The organism is Microbacterium sp. ET2, assembly GCF_030347395.1.
GTDB classification, from domain to species: Bacteria; Actinomycetota; Actinomycetes; order Actinomycetales; family Microbacteriaceae; genus Microbacterium; species Microbacterium albipurpureum.
The window spans coordinates 133,992-151,053 of record NZ_CP128170.1 but is presented as its reverse complement, the minus strand read 5'-3'; the positions used below and the strand labels follow the sequence as shown (position 1 = coordinate 151,053).

Genomic DNA, 17,062 nt, shown 5'->3' with positions numbered 1-17,062 from the left:
CCATGGCAGGTAACCCCCCGAAGCGGAAGGTCTCCCGCTCCAACACCCGTTCGCGCCGCGCCCAGTGGAAGGCCGAGGCCCCCACGCTGGTCAAGACCATCGAGAACGGCAAGGTCGTCTACAGCCGTCCCCACCAGGCGAAGGTCGTCACCGACTCGCAGGGCACGGAGCTGTTCCTGGAGTACAAGGGCCGCAAGGTCGCCGACGTCTGATCAGCCCGTTGCGCACGCGGTGACTCACCGTACCGACGCCACGCCGGCGCGCCCGTCGCTGGATGAATTGACACAGAAGCTCGGGGTCGACATCGACCCCGAGCTTCTGTTGCTGGCTCTCACCCATCGCTCCTGGGCCTACGAACACGGCGGGGTTCCGCACAACGAGCGTCTCGAATTCCTCGGAGACGCCATCCTCGGCCAAGCCGTGACCGTCCGTCTGTACACGCGGCATCCCGACCTCGAAGAGGGGCAGCTGGCCAAGCGGCGTGCGAGCGTGGTCTCGACCGTCGCCCTCGCCGAGGTGGCGCGCCGCATCGGCCTGGGTGAGCATGTCCTGCTCGGTCGCGGTGAGGAGCTCACCGGCGGGCGCGAGAAGGATTCGATCCTCGCCGACGCGACCGAGGCGGTCATCGGCGCCGCCTACCTCTCCGCCGGTCCCGATGCGGCCACCGCACTTGTGCTGCGGCTCGTCGAGCCGCTGCTGGCCGACCCCGAGCGGTACGGCGCCGCCGTCGATCCCAAGACCAGCCTGCAGGAGCTCGCCGCCCGTCGCGGATTCGGCCCACCCGCCTACGAGATCTCCGCTACCGGCCCCGATCACGACCGCGTGTTCACCGCGCGTGTCCGCGTGGGGGCCGTGGAGACGCGAGGCACGGGCACGAGCAAGAAGTACGCCGAGATGGCCGCCGCCCTCCTGGCGTGGCGTGAGCTGTCGACGCCGAGCGACGCCCGCGGCGCGGATGCCTGAGCTTCCCGAGGTGGAGGTGGTCCGCCGCGGGCTGGATCCGGCGATGAGCGGCGCTCTCATCGAAGGTGTCATCGTGCACGACGTGCGCGCACTGACCCGTCACGGTGGAGACGCCGTCGGCTTCGAAGCAGAGCTCGCCGGTCGACGCGTTGACGCGGCCGTTCGCCGCGGGAAGTTCCTGTGGTTCCCGCTCCAGAACAGCGACCAGGCAGTCGTCGGACACCTGGGCATGAGCGGACAGATGCTGCTGCGTTCCCCGGGGGCGCCGATCGAGCGCCATGAACGCGTGCGGTTCGAACTCCGTCACCCCGACCATGGTGAGATCGCCGTCGTGTTCGCCGATCAGCGCACCTTCGGATCGCTCGCCGTCGATCCCCTTCTTCCCACCCCGGACGGCGCGCCCGGGGGCGTCGGGTCCGAGCTCGATCGCATCCCGCGTCAGGTGGCGCACATCGCGCGAGACCCCCTCGATCCCGCATTCCGCGCCGGGCGATTCCGCGACATCCTGGCGCGGAAGAAGTCCGCGATCAAGCGCGTGATGCTCGACCAGACGGTCGTCAGCGGCATCGGCAACATCTACGCCGACGAGGCGCTGTGGGGTGCGCGCTTGCATCCCGAGACACCCGCCGACACACTGCCCACCCGGCGGGTGAACCGGCTCCTGGCCGAAGTGCGGGCGGTGCTCGAGAAGGCGCTGGCCGAAGGCGGCACGAGCTTCGACGCGCAATACGTCAACGTCAACGGTCAGGCAGGCTACTTCGCGCACTCGCTCAACGCATACGGCCGCACCGGGCAGCCCTGCCCCCGGTGCGGCCGTCCGATCGTCCGCGTGTCCTTCACCAACAGGTCGAGCCACTTCTGCCCGAGATGTCAACCGGCGACGTCGAGGACCTTCTTCCAGGCGCCGGAATAGGCGATCGGGCGGAACCCGATCGCCTCATTGATGTCGAGCATCGGGCGATTCTCCTCGGCGTTGTAGGTCAGCACACGGGGCGACTGCGGGGCGACCTCGCGCCACGACAGAAGACCCGCGCACTTGACGAGCATCCCGAGTCGGTGCCCTCGGTGCGCCCTCAGAACGAGCGTGTCCTCCTGGTGAGAGGCTTCCGTGCGGTCCGCGCCGATGACCAGCTCGTTGAATGCGCACAGCTCACCGGTCGCGACGTGCTGTGCGGCCGTCACCTGAAGCAGTCGCCCGCTGTCGGTGTAGCGCGCATCGTGCAGCGCGATCCGTGCCGCATCCCAGATCTCCTCGTCGAACTCGAGATCGGCCGCCGGGGCATCGGTGGACATGCGCGACTTCATCCATGCATAGCCGTCGACCCACTCCGCGGGGGTGGGCGCGAACCACTGCACGACGCGGTAGTCCGATGCAGCACTCTGCGCTTCGCGGTGGAGCTGCTCGATCCGGTCGAACCCAGCGCGCAGGTCGAGGGCGCTGGCGCGTTCGACCTGCTGCAGCGCGTATCCGTGCCGCAGAAAGAACCTCGCTGCGTGGTCCTCGGGGACGTCCCCGAAGCCGGTCGGGGCCGCCAGGCGCGGGCCCGGAGCCTCGGGATGCTCCGCCCACGACTGCAGCACGGTGCGGCCGTGCGCTCGAGCCGTCTCCTCGACGAGGGCGTAGGCGGCAGAACCTGTTCCCCGGCCCCACGCCTCGCGAAGAAGCTCGATCAACCAGAAGGCCAGTGTCGATCCCTCCTCGTGGGGGAGGTCGACGCCGCAGCGCCCCACCACGCGCCCGCCATCGCGGACGGTCCAGATCAGACGGGTTTCGTACGCGTCCGGCTGGTAGTGGGGGAGAAGCTCCGCCGCGCTGATGCGTTCATCGTCGTGGCCGGAGATCTCCCGGTACACCTGATTCCTCACCTGAGTCATCTCGATGAAGTCTTCAGCGCCGTCCGCGTCGATTCGCGACGGGATGGCGAGCGGCCGGATCTCGATTCCGGTCGGTGCGTGCGTGTCCATGGTGATCCTTTCGAAGATCCGGAGACGTTCGGGGCGGCTCCGGACCGTGGTTAGAAGTCAGACGCGAACGGTGCCGAGGGCGAGTTCGCGCCAGGCAGCGTGTTCACGGTGAGCACGTGCGAGGTCGGCGGCGAAGGCCTGCCGGTGCGACCGACTGCGGGCGGCCGACTGGTGCCGCGCCGCGCGCAGCAGCAGCCAGAGCCCGAGCCGCAGCTCCACGCGTCGGAGGCGCGAGGGGGCTGCGGAGGCCGGGACGAGATCGGCATCGGCGAAAAGCCGGAGTCGCTCGTCATCATCGAGGTCGAAGACGGAGACAAGGGGAACGGACATGGCGGGTGATCGCTTTCGTCAGGCAGGGGCACGAGAGTGCGGGATGTCGCGGACGGAGATGCCGCGGAGGGGGCGTCGGAGCGACGCGCGCTGCCGGGAGGCTCGAAGAGCCTCGCTCGGTCAGCAGAAGCGGACGGGTGCCCGAAGGGCACACCTGTCCCGTGCGCCGCTCAGGCGACGGTGGGCGTGAAGGCGCCGGCGAATCCGGTCACCGACGGGGTGAGCGGTGAGAATCGACGCGCGGTGTGGCGCGGATCAATCATGTGCATCATCGGTGACCTCCTTTCGACATCGGACGCGAGCAGTGACACTAGCGCGCTCCCGACAGCGACGTCAAGCGAATTTACAGAAATGCTCCGAATCCGGGCGTGTCGCGGGGCGGATCAGCCCCGACCCGCCCGCCTCAGCGGCAACGGCGGGGGAGTTCGGTAGCCTGAGCGGCGCCGCCCCGTGCCGCGGGCGTGCAAAGCCGGAGGTAGACGATGCACCTGAAGGGCGTGACGCTGAAAGGGTTCAAATCCTTCGCGCAGCCCACGACCTTCGCCTTCGAACCCGGCGTGACGTGCATCGTCGGCCCGAACGGCTCGGGCAAGTCCAACGTCGTCGACGCTCTGGCGTGGGTGATGGGGGAGCAGGGCGCGAAGACCCTCCGTGGCGGGAAGATGGAAGACGTCATCTTCGCGGGAACGGCGACACGCGGCCCACTCGGACGCGCCGAAGTGCGACTGACCATCGACAACAGCGACGGCGCTCTCCCCATCGAGTACACCGAGGTGTCGATCAGCCGCACCCTGTTCCGTAACGGGGCCAGCGAGTACGCCATCAACGGCGAGACGTGCCGACTGCTGGACGTCCAGGAGCTCCTCAGCGACTCCGGTCTCGGCCGCGAGATGCACGTGATCATCGGTCAGGGGCGCCTTGACACCGTGCTGCAGGCCACGCCTGAGGACCGCCGCGGTTTCATCGAGGAAGCAGCCGGCATCTTGAAGCATCGCCGCCGTAAGGAGAAGACCCTCCGCAAGCTCGAGGCGATGGAGGCCAACCTCACCCGCCTGAGCGACCTCGCCGGAGAGCTGCGCCGCCAGCTCAAACCGCTCGGTCGTCAGGCCGAGGTGGCGCGTGAGGCCGCGACGATTGCCGCGGTGGTGCGTGACGCCCGAGCCCGCCTCCTCGCCGACGAGTTGCTGCGCCTTCGTCGGGAATTGTCGGGGCACGCGCGCACCGAGCAGGAACGCCTGGCCGAGCGGATGGTGCTCCAGGACCAGGCGCAGAGTGTCCGCGCCCGGATGGAGCGGCTCGAGAGCGATCAGCGGTCCGAAGCGGTCGATGAGGCCCGGCGCGTGGTGCACGGGCTGGAGCGCGTGCAGGAGAGGCTCCGATCTCTCTACGCCCTCGCCGGACAGCGCATGTCGCTCCTGGCTGATTCGGCCGAACACGACGACGACCGTGGTGGCGTGACCGTCACCCCCGAATCGATCGCCCACGCGCGCACGGAGATCGACGTGATCGCGGCCGGACTGGCCGGGGCGCAGGATGACGCTGCCGCGGCGGCGCGGGAGGTGACCCGAGCTCGCGCCGAGCTCGACGCCCTCGACGTCGATATCGCGGAGCAGAGCGCGCTGGTCTCGCAGCACGACATGCGGATCACGGCGCTGCGTGGGGCCGCCGAGACGGCCGCGTCGACCCTGGCAGCAGTGCGCACCGCCGTTGATCGACAGGAACGCGCGTGGCAGGCCGCCCTCGGCCGGCGTGACGAGGCTGAGCAGGCGCTGGCCTCCGTTCGGCCGGAGGACGATGAGCCGATCGCCGACCATGCCGCGGAGTACGAACGGGCCCAGCGAGAGGCGGGCGCCGCAGACGAGGAGCTGGCCGGACTGCGCGAACGCCTGCATTCGGCCGAACGCGAGCTCGATGCGCTGACCGCCCAGACGGCGGCGATCGACCGTGCCCTGGACATCCGATCCACTGCTGCTGACATCGTCGCACGCGGCGGCGCGGGAGTCCGCGGCCTGGTGGGCGATTTCGTCCGCGTGGAGGCCGGTCACGAGGCCGCGGTCGCCGCCGCGCTCGGGACGCTCGCTGAAGCGGTGCTCGTCGACGACCTGCCCGCCGGGTTCGGGCTGGCCTCGACGGTCCGTGCCGACGACGCCGGAGCCGTGGACATCGTGGTGGCAGACCCGCCCTGGGGGGCTGAGCCCGCGGCGGATACCGGAAAGACTCAGACCGCGGCGGCGGTGGTGACGGCCCCCGACGGTGTGCGCGCACTGCTGTCGGGGGTGCTCATCGCCGCTGACCTCGACGAGGCGGAGCGCCTCCTGGCAGACCCGGGGCTCGCCCACGCGACGATCGTCACACGGGCCGGTGAGGTCTGTCGCGTGAATCGGCTGCGAGCGGGTTCCGGATCTTCCCGTTCCCGGCTCGAGCTCGTGGCCGAGCGCGACGACGCTGCGGCACGACGCGATGAGCTCACGGTGATCGTCGACTCCCTGCGCGAGGCGCGATCGGAAGCCGCCGCCGACCTCGATGACAAGCGGCGTCGCGTGAGATCGGCGCTGGAGTCGATGCGGGCCCACGACGCGGCCGTCTCAGCGCGAGCCGAGCAGGTCAACCGCGCGACCGTGCGCTACGAGGCGGCGGTCGCGGAATGCGAGCGTCTGGCGTCCGCGCTGGCGCAGGCCCGAGCCGGCGTCGATGACGCGTCCGACGCGTCCCGCGTCTCCGACGAGCAGCTGACCGCGGCCCTGGAATCGCCGCGTCCCATTCTCGACGCGTCGGCGCGGGAGGGTCTGCTCGCCGCGCTCGACGTCGCGCGAGAGACCGAGATGCGCGCACGCCTGGACGTGGAGACCCTGAAGGAGCGGATCCGTGCCCAGGAGTCGCGGGTCGTGCAGCTCGAGAAGCAGCGGGAGCGAGAGCAGGCGGCCGCGGCCGAAGCGGCGCGGCGGGCCGTGATCCGCAGGGGGCAGCGCGACGCCGCCGCGGACGTTGCGGCGAGGATTCCGCCGGTCCTCGACGCCGTCGGCCGGTCGCTGGCAGAGGCTCGCGATGAGCTCGTCGCGGCGGAGACGGCGCGCACCGCCGTCACCGCCGAGCTGGCGGATCTGCGCCGGGAGGACGCGCGAGTGAGGGAACGGCTGTCGGCGGTGACCGAGGACGTGCACAGTCTGGAGCTGCGCATCCACGAACGTCGGCTGCAGGCCGGGTCCCTTCGCGACCGGGCGGTGTCGGAGCTGGGGCTCGACGAGGATGTTCTCATCTCGGAATACGGTCCCGATCAGCTGGTTCCCGACCCGGATGACCCCGACGCGGAGGGCACCCCCTTCGACCGCGCTGTCCAGCAGCGACGGCTCGCCGATGCGGAGCGCAAACTGGCGCAGCTGGGGCGTGTGAACCCGCTCGCGCTAGAGGAGTTCTCGGCTCTCGAGCAGCGGCACGCCTTCCTGACGGAGCAGCTCGATGACCTGAGCCGCACCCGCAAGGATCTTCTCACCATCATCGAGGAGCTCGACGAACGGATGCGGACGATCTTCCTCGACGCGTTCGCCGACACCCAGCGCGCGTTCGACGAGGTCTTCCCCGTCCTCTTCCCCGGTGGCTCGGGCAGCATCGAGTTGACCAAGCCCGATGACGCCCTCACGACCGGCATCGAGGTGACGGTGCGACCCGTCGGGAAGAAGATCGAACGGCTGTCGCTGCTTTCCGGAGGCGAACGGTCGTTGGCGGCGGTGGCGCTCCTCGTGGCGATCTTCAAGGCGCGCCCGAGTCCGTTCTACATCCTCGACGAGGTGGAGGCGGCCCTCGACGACGCCAATCTGGGACGCCTTCTCGGGGTGTTCGAGCAGCTGCGCGAGAGCAGCCAGCTCATCGTCATCACGCACCAGAAGCGGACGATGGAGATCGCCGATGCCCTGTACGGCGTCTCGATGCGGCAGGACGGGGTGTCGGCCGTCGTCGGGCAGCGACTGGGTCGGACGGTCGAGGCCGAGGACGGCGAGCGGGCGGCGAGCTGAGCGGTGGCCGCGACGCCCGCGCCCGTAGGCTGGTCTCATGGCGGAGAGCTCCTGGTCGTTGGGTCGCGCATTGCGCGGCATGTTCGTCAAGCCCACGATCGATGAGCAGACGTGGGACGACCTCGAGACGGCACTGCTCACGGCGGACTTCGGTCCCGACATCACCGAGCGCATCGTCGACGAGCTCCGGGAGAAGGTCGACCGGTACCGCACGACCGACCCGCGAGATCTGCAGCGGATGCTCAGAGAGACCCTCGAGGAGCACTTCGCGCGCTTCGACACGACCCTGCGCTTGACCGAGCGCCCGGCGGTCGTCCTCGTCGTCGGGGTCAACGGCGTCGGCAAGACCACGACGATCGGCAAGTTCGCCAAATTCCTGCAGCGGTACGGGCGCTCCGTGGTCGTCGGCGCCGCCGACACGTTCCGCGCGGCCGCGGTCGACCAGCTCGCGACCTGGGCCGAGCGCGGTGGCGCCGCGATCGTCCGGCCCCAGCAGGAGGGACAGGACCCTGCGTCCGTGGCGTTCCAGACGATCGACTACGCCAAGCGCACCGGAACGGAGATCGTGCTGGTGGACACCGCGGGGCGGCTGCACACGAAGGGCGGTCTCATGGACGAGCTGGGCAAGATCCGTCGTGTCATCGAGAAGCAGGCGCCGATCAGCGAGGTGCTTCTCGTTCTGGATGCCACGACGGGACAGAACGGCCTCATGCAGGCCGAGGCGTTCCTGCAGCACGCCGGCGTGACGGGACTCGTGCTCACCAAACTCGACGGCTCGGCCAAGGGCGGATTCGTGCTCGCGGTGCAGGAGCGCACCGGCATCCCCGTGAAGCTCCTCGGCCAGGGCGAGGGGATCGGTGATCTCACCGGGTTCACCCCTCACGTCTTCGCCGCAGCCCTCGTCGACTGAGCAGGTTCCGCGCCCGATCGGGCCGACGCGCGGGCCGGGTCTATCGCACCGGCCAGGAGGCTGGTTTCATGGGCGTATGGCGATCGAGCACGACTTCTTCGGACTCCTCGAGTCGGGTCCGGACGGGTCGATCTTCTGGTCGGAGAACGTCGAGCTCGGGGACCAGTCCGTCACCGTGGATCTGACGGCGCCGGATCAGGACGACGTCTCCCAGGCCGCCCTCGACATCGCCGCGAGCCTGGTGTCGTCCCTCGAGGCGATCGACCGGACGGCGCGCAACGGCATGGTGTCCGAGCTCGACGATCGCACCAGCGAGGTGACGGAGTACATCCTCCAGCAGCAGGAGACGCTGGGGGAGGACATCGAGAATCTGCTGGTCGACATCTCCGGCGACATCAGGATCGACGTCATCCGATCGCTCCAGCTGATGAGCATGACGATCCTCGCCGACGAGCACGGCGGGGCCGACCCGTTCGCCGTCCTGGAATACGCGCTGGATCCCGATGCCACCGACGACGTGCTTCTCGTGAACCTCGATTCCGCCGGCGACGTGCTCTCCGTCACCAGCGCCGACTGACCGCTCCGCCACGGCCCCTCGTGCAAACCTTCCTTCCCTACCCGGCGTTCGCCGAGTCGGCTCGGGTCCTCGATCGTCGGCGGCTGGGGAAACAGCGGGTGGAGACCCTGCAGCTGCTCCGCGCCGTCACGATCCCCGACTACGGGTGGCGGAATCACCCGGCGGCACGGATGTGGCGCGACCACCTCCCGGCCCTGGTCGCGTACGGGCTGGTCATCGCGGACACATGGATCGCCGACGGGGGATCAGACACCGTGCGGCCGCTCGTCCTCGCCTTCGCGCCCGAGGTCGAGGGCCTGGCCCAGGATGCGGTCCCGATGCCCCCCTGGCTCGGGGACGAGGCGTTCCATCTTGCGCACCGTTCCAACCTCATCCGGAAGGACCCCGAACACTACCGGCCCTTCTTCGGTGACGTCCCGGACGATCTTCCCTACATCTGGCCCGGTTGAGGAAGTCACACCGCCTGCGCGAAGGACGTCCCCTCCGAGGCGAGATCGCGCGCGAGGTGGGCGAGGTCGGCAGGTATCTCACGGCCCTTGGAGATCATCGACTGCGCCCACAGGCGGCCCGCCCGATACGACGAGCGCACGAGGGGTCCCGCCAGGACACCGAGGAAGCCGATCTCCTCCGCCGCCTGCTTGAAGGCGACGAACTCGTCAGGCTTCACCCAGCGGTCCACCGGGAGGTGTCGCGGCGAGGGGCGGAGATACTGCGTGATCGTGATGATGTCGGTGCCGGCCTCGTGAAGATCCTGCAGCGCCTCGATGACCTCGCCGGTCGTCTCACCCATTCCGAGGATGAGGTTCGACTTGGTGATCAGCCCCGCCTCTCGAGCCTTCGTCAGAACGCCGAGGGAACGCTCGTAGCGGAACGCCGGCCGGATGCGCTTGAAGATGCGGGGCACCGTCTCGACGTTGTGGGCGAAGACCTCCGGGCGGGAGTCGAACACCTCTGCCAGCAGGCTCGGCACGCCGTTGAAATCCGTGGCGAGGATCTCGACGCCCGTTCCGGGGTTGTCGGCATGGATGCGTCGCACGGTCTCGGCGTGGAGCCACGCGCCGCCGTCTGGTAGGTCGTCTCGGGCGACCCCGGTGACCGTGGCATAGCGCAGCTGCATACGCTGCACGCTCTCCGCGACGCGCCGGGGTTCGTCGGTGTCGTAGTCCGCGGGCTTGCCCGTATCGATCTGGCAGAAGTCGCACCGGCGCGTGCACTGCGAACCGCCGATGAGGAAGGTCGCCTCGCGATCCTCCCAGCACTCGTAGATGTTGGGGCAGCCAGCCTCCTGGCACACGGTGTGCAGGCCCTCGTCCTTCACCAGGCCTTGCAGGGCGGTGTATTCCGGCCCCATCTTGGCCTTCGTGCGGATCCACTCGGGCTTGCGCTCGATCGGGGTCTGGGCGTTGCGCACCTCCAGCCGCAGGAGGCGCCGACCGTCCGGTGCCGCTGCACTCATGCCGCCACCGCCTGCTCGGTGAGGAAGACCTCGGTGATGCTCGGAAGGATGTCACGGGGAGAGACCTCCGCGCCCGTGACCTCGCTGATCGTCGTGACTCCGGCGTCGGCGATTCCGCAGGGGATGATCTGACGGAAGGGCGCGAGGGAGTTGTCGCAGTTCACTGCGAACCCGTGCATGGTCACTCCGCGCTCGACACGGACGCCGATGGCGGCGACCTTGTCGGTCGACAGGGGCCGCCTGACCCAGACTCCGCTTCGTCCCTCCACCTGGAACCCCTCCACGCCGTGGCATGCGAGAGCGGTGATGAGGAGGCGCTCGAGGCGCCGGACGTGGGCGACGACGTCGACGGGCTCCCGGAGGCGGACGATCGGGTAGCCGACGAGCTGCCCGGGGCCGTGCCAGGTGATCTTGCCCCCGCGGTCGACGTCGACGACCGGCGTCCCGTCGGTGGGGCGCTCCTGCGGTTCGGTGCGCCTTCCGGCGGTGAACACCGGTTCGTGCTCGAGCAGCAGCAGGGTGTCGCCCCGCTCTGCGCGCACCACTTCCGCATGGACACGTCGCTGCAGGTCCCATGCGTCGGCGTAGGGGACGAAGTCGGGGTCCAGCCCCACCGTCATCGTTTCGAGCACAGACGCGCCTTTCTTCTTGGACCGCGTCCAACAATACTCCTCCCGTTCGTCGACTCCGCGCGTTCTAAGGTGAGGACATGACAGAGCAGCGAGCCGGACGTCCGAAGCTCTCGTCTCCCGAGACCATCGCTGAGGCCGCGTGCGAGCTGTTCTTCGAGCGCGGCTACGACGCGACATCCATCGTCGACATCGCCCTGCGGGCGGGCGTCTCACGGTCGAGCTTCTTCAATTACTTCACGTCCAAATCAGACATCCTCTGGTCGAGCTTCGACGCACGGGTGGACGCGCTTCGCACCAGCCTTCGTCCGGGGGTGTCGGCCCCCTCGGATGTGCGGTCGGCGCTGCAGGCGTTCGCGGCGGGATTCGCCCCCGACACCCTGGCACTCGCGATGGCGAACGCGGTGGCGATGGGACTGGAGGAGGAGCTTGATCGCGAATCGGCGGTTCGGACGGCGCGCATCGGCCGAGCGGTGGCCGCTGCACTGCGGCCCGAGGTCGACCTGCTGGCCGCGGACGTCGTCGGATCCGCAGCCGGAGGGGCGGTGCTCGCTGCGGTGCGCGCATGGGCGGCCGCAGGCCCCGGGCGCACCTCGCTCTCGCGGACCCTCGAAGACGCCGTCGGCGTCGTTGCGCCCCTCCTGGCACCACGGGGAGGTGTGCGCCAGCTCCGGCTGGTGGTCCGCTCCGCAGACCTCGACGGGGCGCTGTCCGTCTACCGCGACACCCTGGGCATGACCGAGTCCCAGGCGTTCGCGGGTCCGGACGGCGCACGCGTGGCGATCCTCGAGGCCGGCCGGGCGACGCTGGAGCTCGCGAACGCCGCACAGGTGCGCTTCATCGATGCGGTCGAAACCGGCGGCGGGGAAAGCGACCGGATGCGGGTGGCGCTGGAAGTCGACGACGTGGATGCCGCAGCGGGCGCGTTGATGCGCGCCGGCGCGCGTTTGGAGGCTCGGCCCGCCCAGACCCCGTGGCGATCCCGGAACGCAAGACTCCGAGGGCCGGATGACCTCCAGCTCACGGTGTTCCAGGAGCTCGACCCCGAGTGACACCGCCGCTGACTCGGGGGCGCGAGGGGGCCGTGGACCCACGGCGTAGAATTGCCGAACCATGGCTACCTTCGGCACGCTCTCCGACCGGCTCACTGAGACCTTCCGCAATCTGCGCACGAAGGGCAAGCTCACCCCCGCGGACGTCGATGGGACGGTGCGAGAGATCCGCCGGGCGCTTCTGGACGCCGACGTCGCTCTGCCGGTGGTCAAGGACTTCACCGCCAAGATCCGCGAACGCGCCCTGGGCGATGAGGTCAACCGCGCGCTGAACCCCGCTCAGCAGGTGGTGCAGATCGTCAATGAAGAGCTCATCGGCATCCTCGGCGGCCAGCAGCGTCGGCTGCAGTTCGCGAAGAACCCGCCCACGGTCATCATGCTCGCAGGCCTTCAAGGGTCGGGAAAGACGACTTTCGCCGGCAAGCTGGCCAAGATGCTCGAGAAGGACGGACACACGCCGTTGCTCGTCGCCGCCGATCTGCAGCGGCCGAACGCCGTGAACCAGCTGCAGGTCGTCGGCCGCCAGGCCGGCGCCGCGGTCTACGCTCCCGAGCCGGGCAACGGTGTGGGTGACCCGGTCCGGGTCGCGATGGACGGGGTGGAGGTCGCGCGCCGTCAGCAGCACGATGTCGTCATCATCGACACCGCCGGCCGCCTCGGTGTGGATGCCGAGCTCATGAAGCAGGCGGCGAACATCCGCCGGGCGACCGACCCCGACGAAGTCCTGTTCGTCATCGACGCGATGATCGGACAGGACGCGGTGAACACCGCCAAGGCCTTCCAGGACGGCGTCGACTTCACCGGTGTCGTCCTCTCCAAACTCGACGGCGACGCCCGCGGTGGCGCGGCCCTGTCCGTCGCGTCGGTCACGGGGCGACCCATCATCTTCGCCTCCACCGGCGAGGGGCTCGACGACGTCGAGGCGTTCCACCCCGACCGGATGGCCTCGCGCATCCTCGATCTCGGTGACATCCTCACTCTCATCGAGCAGGCCCAGCACGCCTTCGACGAGGAGGAGGCGCGGAAGGTCGCCGAGAAGATCGCGACCGAGCAGTTCACCCTCGAGGACTTCCTGCAGCAGATGCAGCAGCTGAAGAAGATGGGCTCGATGAAGAAGATGCTCGGGATGCTCCCGGGCATGGGCGGCATGAAGCAGCAGCTCGATGACTTCGACGAGCGCGAGATCGACCGCACCGAGGCCATCATCCGCTCCATGACACCGGGCGAGCGCCGCAATCCGAAGATCCTCAACGGGTCGAGGCGGCTGCGCATCGCCCGGGGGTCGGGAATGACGGTGACCGACGTCAATCAGCTGGTCCAGCGGTTCGACCAGGCCGCGAAGATGATGAAGACGGTCGCCCGCGGCGGCGTGCCGAACATCCCGGGCATGGGTCCGGTGCCCGGCGCGGGGCGCCCGGGCGCGTCGGCCAAGCGCGGCAAGCAGCAGAAGCAGAAGGGGTCGCGGTCGGGCAACCCGGCCAAGCGCGCGGCCGAGAACGCGGGGATGGCCGCGTCGGCGCCCGCCACGCCGTCGGGCACGGGGTTCGGTCTCGGCGGTGCCGCCGGTGCGGGCGGGGCGGGCGGCGCGCCATCCGCGGAGGACCTCGCCGAACTCCAGAAACTGCTCGGCCGGGGCTGAGTCTCCTTTCGACGACGCCTCCGGCAGCTCAGGCGGATCCGGAATCAGGTCGGCCGCCGACGCTCAGCGAGGCGAGGTGATCGCGCAGTGTCGGACCGGCGCGGAACTCGCGGATGAGGTGGTGCACGACCTCACGCAGATCGCCCTCGGCGGCCTCCGCGACCACCAGCTGCCGCGCGTAGCTGGCACCGCCGGCGAGGATGCGTTCGAGCCCCGCGAATTCGCGCGCGCACTTCAGCTCCACGGCGATCTCGGCCACCTCGTCCAGCGTGGCCGCCAGATGATCGCGTACCGGCACCTGGGTGCCCTCGCGATCGACGATGACCCACGCGTCCAGTCCGTAGCGCGCGGCGCGCCACTTGTTCTCACGCACGAACCACGGCTGGATGCCGGTGAGGTCCACGCCGTCGTCGAGCATGCGGGAGAAGTGCTCGACCATCACCTGGACGAACGCCGCGACCGCGGCGAGCTCGGGGAGCGTCGACATGCCGTCGCAGGCGCGGACCTCGATCGTCCCCCACCGAGGCGCGGGACGGATGTCCCACCGCACCTCGGTGGCATCCTCCATCACCCCCGTGGAGATCATGTCGTCCAGATAGCGCTCGAAAGCAGCCCAGTCGGGCAGCGGCCAGGGAAGCCCGGCTGTCGGCAGCTGCTGGAAGACCAGCGCCCGGTTCGAGGCGTAGCCGGTGCGCTCCCCGGCCCAGAAGGGCGAGGAGGCGGAGAGTGCCTGCAGGTGCGGGAGATACACCGTCAGCGCGTTGATGATCGGGAAGACCTTGCTCACATCCTCCACGCCGACGTGCACGTGGATGCCCCAGATCATCATGTTCCGGCCCCACCACTGGGTGCGCTCGATGAGGCTGTGGTAACGGGTCTTGTCGGTGACCTCCTGGTCGTACCACTGAGCGAACGGGTGACTGCCCGCGCACAGCAGCTCGATGCCGCGCGGGTCGGTGGCCGTCCGCACCGCGGCGATCGCGTCGCCGATGTCGTCGACGGCGGCGGCGACGGTGTCGCCGATGCCGCTTGTCAGCTCGATCGTGTTCGTCAGAAGCTCTTGTGTGATGGTGTAGCGCTCGAGCGCTGCGTCCTCGCCCAGCGCATCGAGGACCTCGGGCGCCCGGGGCACGAGATCGCCGGTCTCGCCGTCGGCGAGCATCAGCTCCCATTCGATTCCCACGGTGGACCGCGCCGACCGGGCGAAGGGCTCCGTCATGCGCCCAGTGTGGCACGCGATCACAGCGGCTCGACGGTTCGCGACTGTTCGTGTCGTCTGGCAGAATAGAGGGTCGGACGCCGGACTCGACCCTCTATCCAGCCCGCCGTCCTCCGTAGAGCTTCCACCGGGTGTTGCACCCCACCTCCCGGTCGACCAGTTCATTCCTTCCACACATTCAGGAGAATCGTGGCTGTCAAGATCCGTCTGAAGCGCCTGGGCAAGATCCGCGCGCCCTACTACCGCATCGTCGTCGCCGACTCGCGCACCAAGCGCGACGGTCGTGTCATCGAAGAGATCGGCAAGTACCACCCCACCGAGGAGCCCTCGTTCATCGAGGTCGACTCGGAGCGTGCCCAGTACTGGCTCGGCGTCGGCGCCCAGCCGACCGAGCAGGTGCGCGCCATCCTCAAGCTCACCGGCGACTGGGGCGCCTTCAAGGGCGATAAGGACGCGACCTCGACGGTGAAGACGCGCGAGGACAAGCCGGCCTTCGAGCTGGACTCGTCGAAGTCCTCCGTCGTGAAGCCCAAGGCCGAGAAGAAGGCTGCGGAGCCCACCGAGGCTCCCGCCGACGAGGCCGAGGCCCCCGCCGACGCCTCCGCCGAGTAAGCGCCACATCGCCGTGCTTGCCGCCGCGCTCGAACACATCGTCAAGGGGATCGTCGATCACCCTGACGACGTCCGCATCCAGTCGTCCACGTCACCTCGCGGCGACCTGCTCGAGGTGCACGTGCACCCCGAGGACCGCGGACGGGTGATCGGGCGCGGTGGCCGCACCGCCAAAGCCCTTCGCACCCTCATCGCCGCTCTCGCAGACGGACGCCGTGTGCGCGTCGACGTCGCGGACGACTGACGTGCCCACCGACGACTCCTCTGCGACATCCGCTCCGCGTACGCGCGCGGGGGAGCGGACACAGCTCCGCGTGGGCCGCCTGGTCAAGGCCCACGGGCTCAAGGGCGCGCTGAAGATCGAGCTGTACACCGACGACCCGGACGGTCGGTTCGTCCCGGGTGCGACCTTCACGCTGCAGGTGCCCGAGACCTCCCCGTGGCACGGCAAGCCTCTCACCGTGCGCGAGTTCCGATGGATGAACTCCCACCCGGTCGCCTTCTTCGAGGGTGTGGACGACCGCACCACGGCCGAAGGCCTCGTCCGCGCCATCCTCTGGATCGACGAGGACGCGACCGCTTCGTCGACCGAACCCGACGCGTGGTACGACCATCAGCTCGTCGGCCTCGACGTGGTTCGCGACGGAGACGTCGTCGGTCGGGTGATCCGGGTCGACCACCTTCCCGCGCAGGACCTGCTCATCGTTCGACCCACCGGCGAGGGCGACCGCGAACTGCTCGTCCCGTTCGTCTCGGCCATCGTGCCCGACGTCGACATCGCCGCGGGGCGCGTGACCGTCACCCCGCCTCCGGGGCTGTTCGAGGACCTGCCCGGTGAGCCGGAGGAATCGGAAGCGGCCGACGCCGGAGCCGAGGACGACTCCCGGGACGCGTCCTGACACGCGCATCGACCCTCACATGCGCATCGACATCGTCACGATCTTCCCGGCGTTCTTCGACGTCCTCGACGTCTCGCTGATCGGCAAGGCACGTGATCGCGGCCTGATCGACATCCGCGTCCACGACCTGCGAGCCTGGACGCACGACCGGCACCGCACCGTCGACGACACCCCCTACGGCGGGGGAGCGGGAATGGTGATGAAGCCCGAGCCGTGGGGTGAGGCACTCGACGACGTTCTCACGCCCGACGCCCTGCTCGTCGTGCCGTCGCCGGCAGGGGAGCGGTTCACTCAGTCCCTCGCGCGTACCCTCGCCGATGAAGCCCACGTCGTCTTCGCCTGCGGTCGTTACGAGGGTATCGATCAGCGCGTCATCGACCACTACTCATCGAGCCACCGGGTGCGGTCGATCAGCCTCGGCGACTATGTGCTCAATGGCGGCGAGGTCGCCGCCATGGCGATAGTCGAGGCCGTGTCACGCCTCGTGCCCGGTGTGGTCGGCAACCCCCGGAGTCTCGTCGAGGAATCCCATGAAGCCGGGCTCCTGGAGTACCCGAGCTACACCAAGCCCGCCTCGTGGCGCGGGCATGAGGTCCCCTCTGTGCTCCTGAGCGGCAATCACGGTGCGATCGCGCAGTGGCGCCACGAGCAGAGCCTCGCCCGCACCCGCGCCCACCGACCCGACCTGCTGGACTGATCCTGATCGGATGCCGCGGCAGACCCCCTCGAGGTGCCTCGGCGTCAAGAGGCACCGGCGTGTCATCCGGCCTCGATATGCTCAGGACCTTCGTAACTGGTCGT

General features: G+C 69.3%; 18 protein-coding genes. 13 read left to right on the top strand and 5 right to left on the bottom strand.

Annotation, left to right across the window (positions count from 1 at the left end):
* The first annotated feature begins 2 nt into the window (after nucleotides 1-2).
* Genes rpmF through mutM form a run of 3 tightly spaced genes read left to right on the top strand, consistent with a single transcriptional unit; the run spans nucleotide 3 to nucleotide 1,876 of the window.
* Nucleotides 3-212: a 50S ribosomal protein L32 gene (gene rpmF, locus QSU92_RS00720; RefSeq protein WP_019179169.1), complete on the top strand. Its 210-nt coding sequence runs from the start codon at nucleotides 3-5 to the stop codon at nucleotides 210-212.
* Nucleotides 213-231: 19 nt separating this feature from the next.
* Nucleotides 232-963, top strand: coding sequence for a ribonuclease III (gene rnc, locus QSU92_RS00715; RefSeq protein WP_289264173.1), 732 nt, complete (start codon nucleotides 232-234; stop codon nucleotides 961-963).
* Nucleotides 956-1,876: a bifunctional DNA-formamidopyrimidine glycosylase/DNA-(apurinic or apyrimidinic site) lyase gene (gene mutM, locus QSU92_RS00710; RefSeq protein WP_289264170.1), complete on the top strand. Its 921-nt coding sequence runs from the start codon at nucleotides 956-958 to the stop codon at nucleotides 1,874-1,876. The genes rnc and mutM overlap by 8 nt, the downstream gene beginning before the upstream one ends.
* Here the strand turns inward: mutM and QSU92_RS00705 are convergent.
* Nucleotides 1,834-2,928, bottom strand: coding sequence for a GNAT family N-acetyltransferase (locus QSU92_RS00705; RefSeq protein ID WP_289264168.1), 1,095 nt, complete (start codon nucleotides 2,926-2,928; stop codon nucleotides 1,834-1,836). The genes mutM and QSU92_RS00705 overlap by 43 nt on opposite strands.
* A gap of 57 nt (nucleotides 2,929-2,985) precedes the next feature.
* Nucleotides 2,986-3,258 carry a hypothetical protein gene (locus QSU92_RS00700; protein ID WP_289264166.1) on the bottom strand — a complete coding sequence of 91 codons (273 nt, stop codon included), beginning with the start codon at nucleotides 3,256-3,258 and terminating at the stop codon, nucleotides 2,986-2,988.
* A gap of 482 nt (nucleotides 3,259-3,740) precedes the next feature.
* Here QSU92_RS00700 and smc point away from each other — a divergent pair, with 482 nt between their 5' ends.
* The 4 genes from smc to QSU92_RS00680 all read left to right on the top strand — a co-directional run bounded on the left by smc (nucleotide 3,741) and on the right by QSU92_RS00680 (nucleotide 9,204).
* Entirely contained in the window at nucleotides 3,741-7,268 is a 3,528-nt protein-coding gene (gene smc / locus QSU92_RS00695; RefSeq protein WP_289264164.1) for a chromosome segregation protein SMC, read from the top strand.
* A 37-nt stretch (nucleotides 7,269-7,305) separates the two neighbouring features.
* Nucleotides 7,306-8,178, top strand: a complete 873-nt coding sequence (ftsY, locus tag QSU92_RS00690; protein WP_289264161.1) for a signal recognition particle-docking protein FtsY — start codon at nucleotides 7,306-7,308, stop codon at nucleotides 8,176-8,178.
* Between the two features lie 76 nt (nucleotides 8,179-8,254).
* Nucleotides 8,255-8,755 (top strand): DUF2004 domain-containing protein, encoded by a 501-nt coding sequence (locus tag QSU92_RS00685; RefSeq protein ID WP_289264160.1) that lies wholly within the window; start codon nucleotides 8,255-8,257, stop codon nucleotides 8,753-8,755.
* A 20-nt stretch (nucleotides 8,756-8,775) separates the two neighbouring features.
* Nucleotides 8,776-9,204, top strand: coding sequence for an MSMEG_6728 family protein (locus tag QSU92_RS00680; RefSeq protein WP_289264158.1), 429 nt, complete (start codon nucleotides 8,776-8,778; stop codon nucleotides 9,202-9,204).
* Between the two features lie 5 nt (nucleotides 9,205-9,209).
* On the opposite strand, the gene lipA is transcribed toward QSU92_RS00680, so the two are convergent.
* Both lipA and lipB read right to left on the bottom strand, forming a co-directional pair.
* Nucleotides 9,210-10,211 (bottom strand): lipoyl synthase, encoded by a 1,002-nt coding sequence (lipA, locus tag QSU92_RS00675; protein ID WP_289264155.1) that lies wholly within the window; start codon nucleotides 10,209-10,211, stop codon nucleotides 9,210-9,212.
* The gene (gene lipB / locus QSU92_RS00670) at nucleotides 10,208-10,843 is read right to left on the bottom strand and encodes a lipoyl(octanoyl) transferase LipB (protein ID WP_289264153.1); all 636 of its coding nucleotides are present in this window, start codon (nucleotides 10,841-10,843) and stop codon (nucleotides 10,208-10,210) included. The genes lipA and lipB overlap by 4 nt, the downstream gene beginning before the upstream one ends.
* 77 nt (nucleotides 10,844-10,920) lie before the next feature.
* Between lipB and QSU92_RS00665 the strand changes: the two genes are divergently transcribed.
* Together QSU92_RS00665 and ffh are read left to right on the top strand one after the other, a co-directional pair.
* Nucleotides 10,921-11,892 (top strand): TetR family transcriptional regulator, encoded by a 972-nt coding sequence (locus QSU92_RS00665; protein WP_289264151.1) that lies wholly within the window; start codon nucleotides 10,921-10,923, stop codon nucleotides 11,890-11,892.
* A 61-nt stretch (nucleotides 11,893-11,953) separates the two neighbouring features.
* A complete protein-coding gene (ffh, locus tag QSU92_RS00660; RefSeq protein WP_289264149.1) occupies nucleotides 11,954-13,531 on the top strand; it encodes a signal recognition particle protein in 1,578 nt (525 codons plus the stop codon).
* Between the two features lie 28 nt (nucleotides 13,532-13,559).
* On the opposite strand, the gene QSU92_RS00655 is transcribed toward ffh, so the two are convergent.
* Entirely contained in the window at nucleotides 13,560-14,750 is a 1,191-nt protein-coding gene (locus QSU92_RS00655; RefSeq protein ID WP_289264147.1) for a glutamate--cysteine ligase, read from the bottom strand.
* A gap of 189 nt (nucleotides 14,751-14,939) precedes the next feature.
* On the opposite strand from QSU92_RS00655, the gene rpsP reads away from it, so the two are divergent.
* The 4 genes from rpsP to trmD are packed head-to-tail and all read left to right on the top strand — an operon-like array spanning nucleotide 14,940 to nucleotide 16,958.
* Nucleotides 14,940-15,362: a 30S ribosomal protein S16 gene (gene rpsP, locus QSU92_RS00650; protein ID WP_289264143.1), complete on the top strand. Its 423-nt coding sequence runs from the start codon at nucleotides 14,940-14,942 to the stop codon at nucleotides 15,360-15,362.
* Between the two features lie 13 nt (nucleotides 15,363-15,375).
* Entirely contained in the window at nucleotides 15,376-15,606 is a 231-nt protein-coding gene (locus QSU92_RS00645; protein ID WP_179560243.1) for an RNA-binding protein, read from the top strand.
* A gap of 1 nt (nucleotide 15,607) precedes the next feature.
* On the top strand, nucleotides 15,608-16,261 hold the full coding sequence (gene rimM / locus QSU92_RS00640; RefSeq protein ID WP_289264133.1) for a ribosome maturation factor RimM: 654 nt from the start codon (nucleotides 15,608-15,610) through the stop codon (nucleotides 16,259-16,261).
* 19 nt (nucleotides 16,262-16,280) lie between these two features.
* Nucleotides 16,281-16,958: a tRNA (guanosine(37)-N1)-methyltransferase TrmD gene (gene trmD, locus QSU92_RS00635; protein WP_289264131.1), complete on the top strand. Its 678-nt coding sequence runs from the start codon at nucleotides 16,281-16,283 to the stop codon at nucleotides 16,956-16,958.
* Nucleotides 16,959-17,062: the final 104 nt, after the last annotated feature.

Coding starts and splice junctions, on each gene's coding strand:
- ffh (WP_289264149.1), top strand. CDS start 11,954: ATGGCTACCTTCGGCACGCTCTCCGACCGGCTCACTGAGACCTTCCGC.
- rpmF (WP_019179169.1), top strand. CDS start 3: ATGGCAGGTAACCCCCCGAAGCGGAAGGTCTCCCGCTCCAACACCCGT.
- smc (WP_289264164.1), top strand. CDS start 3,741: ATGCACCTGAAGGGCGTGACGCTGAAAGGGTTCAAATCCTTCGCGCAG.
- trmD (WP_289264131.1), top strand. CDS start 16,281: ATGCGCATCGACATCGTCACGATCTTCCCGGCGTTCTTCGACGTCCTC.
- QSU92_RS00665 (WP_289264151.1), top strand. CDS start 10,921: ATGACAGAGCAGCGAGCCGGACGTCCGAAGCTCTCGTCTCCCGAGACC.
- QSU92_RS00700 (WP_289264166.1), bottom strand. CDS start 3,258: ATGTCCGTTCCCCTTGTCTCCGTCTTCGACCTCGATGATGACGAGCGA.
- ftsY (WP_289264161.1), top strand. CDS start 7,306: ATGGCGGAGAGCTCCTGGTCGTTGGGTCGCGCATTGCGCGGCATGTTC.
- QSU92_RS00705 (WP_289264168.1), bottom strand. CDS start 2,928: ATGGACACGCACGCACCGACCGGAATCGAGATCCGGCCGCTCGCCATC.
- lipA (WP_289264155.1), bottom strand. CDS start 10,211: ATGAGTGCAGCGGCACCGGACGGTCGGCGCCTCCTGCGGCTGGAGGTG.
- mutM (WP_289264170.1), top strand. CDS start 956: ATGCCTGAGCTTCCCGAGGTGGAGGTGGTCCGCCGCGGGCTGGATCCG.
- QSU92_RS00655 (WP_289264147.1), bottom strand. CDS start 14,750: ATGACGGAGCCCTTCGCCCGGTCGGCGCGGTCCACCGTGGGAATCGAA.
- QSU92_RS00685 (WP_289264160.1), top strand. CDS start 8,255: ATGGCGATCGAGCACGACTTCTTCGGACTCCTCGAGTCGGGTCCGGAC.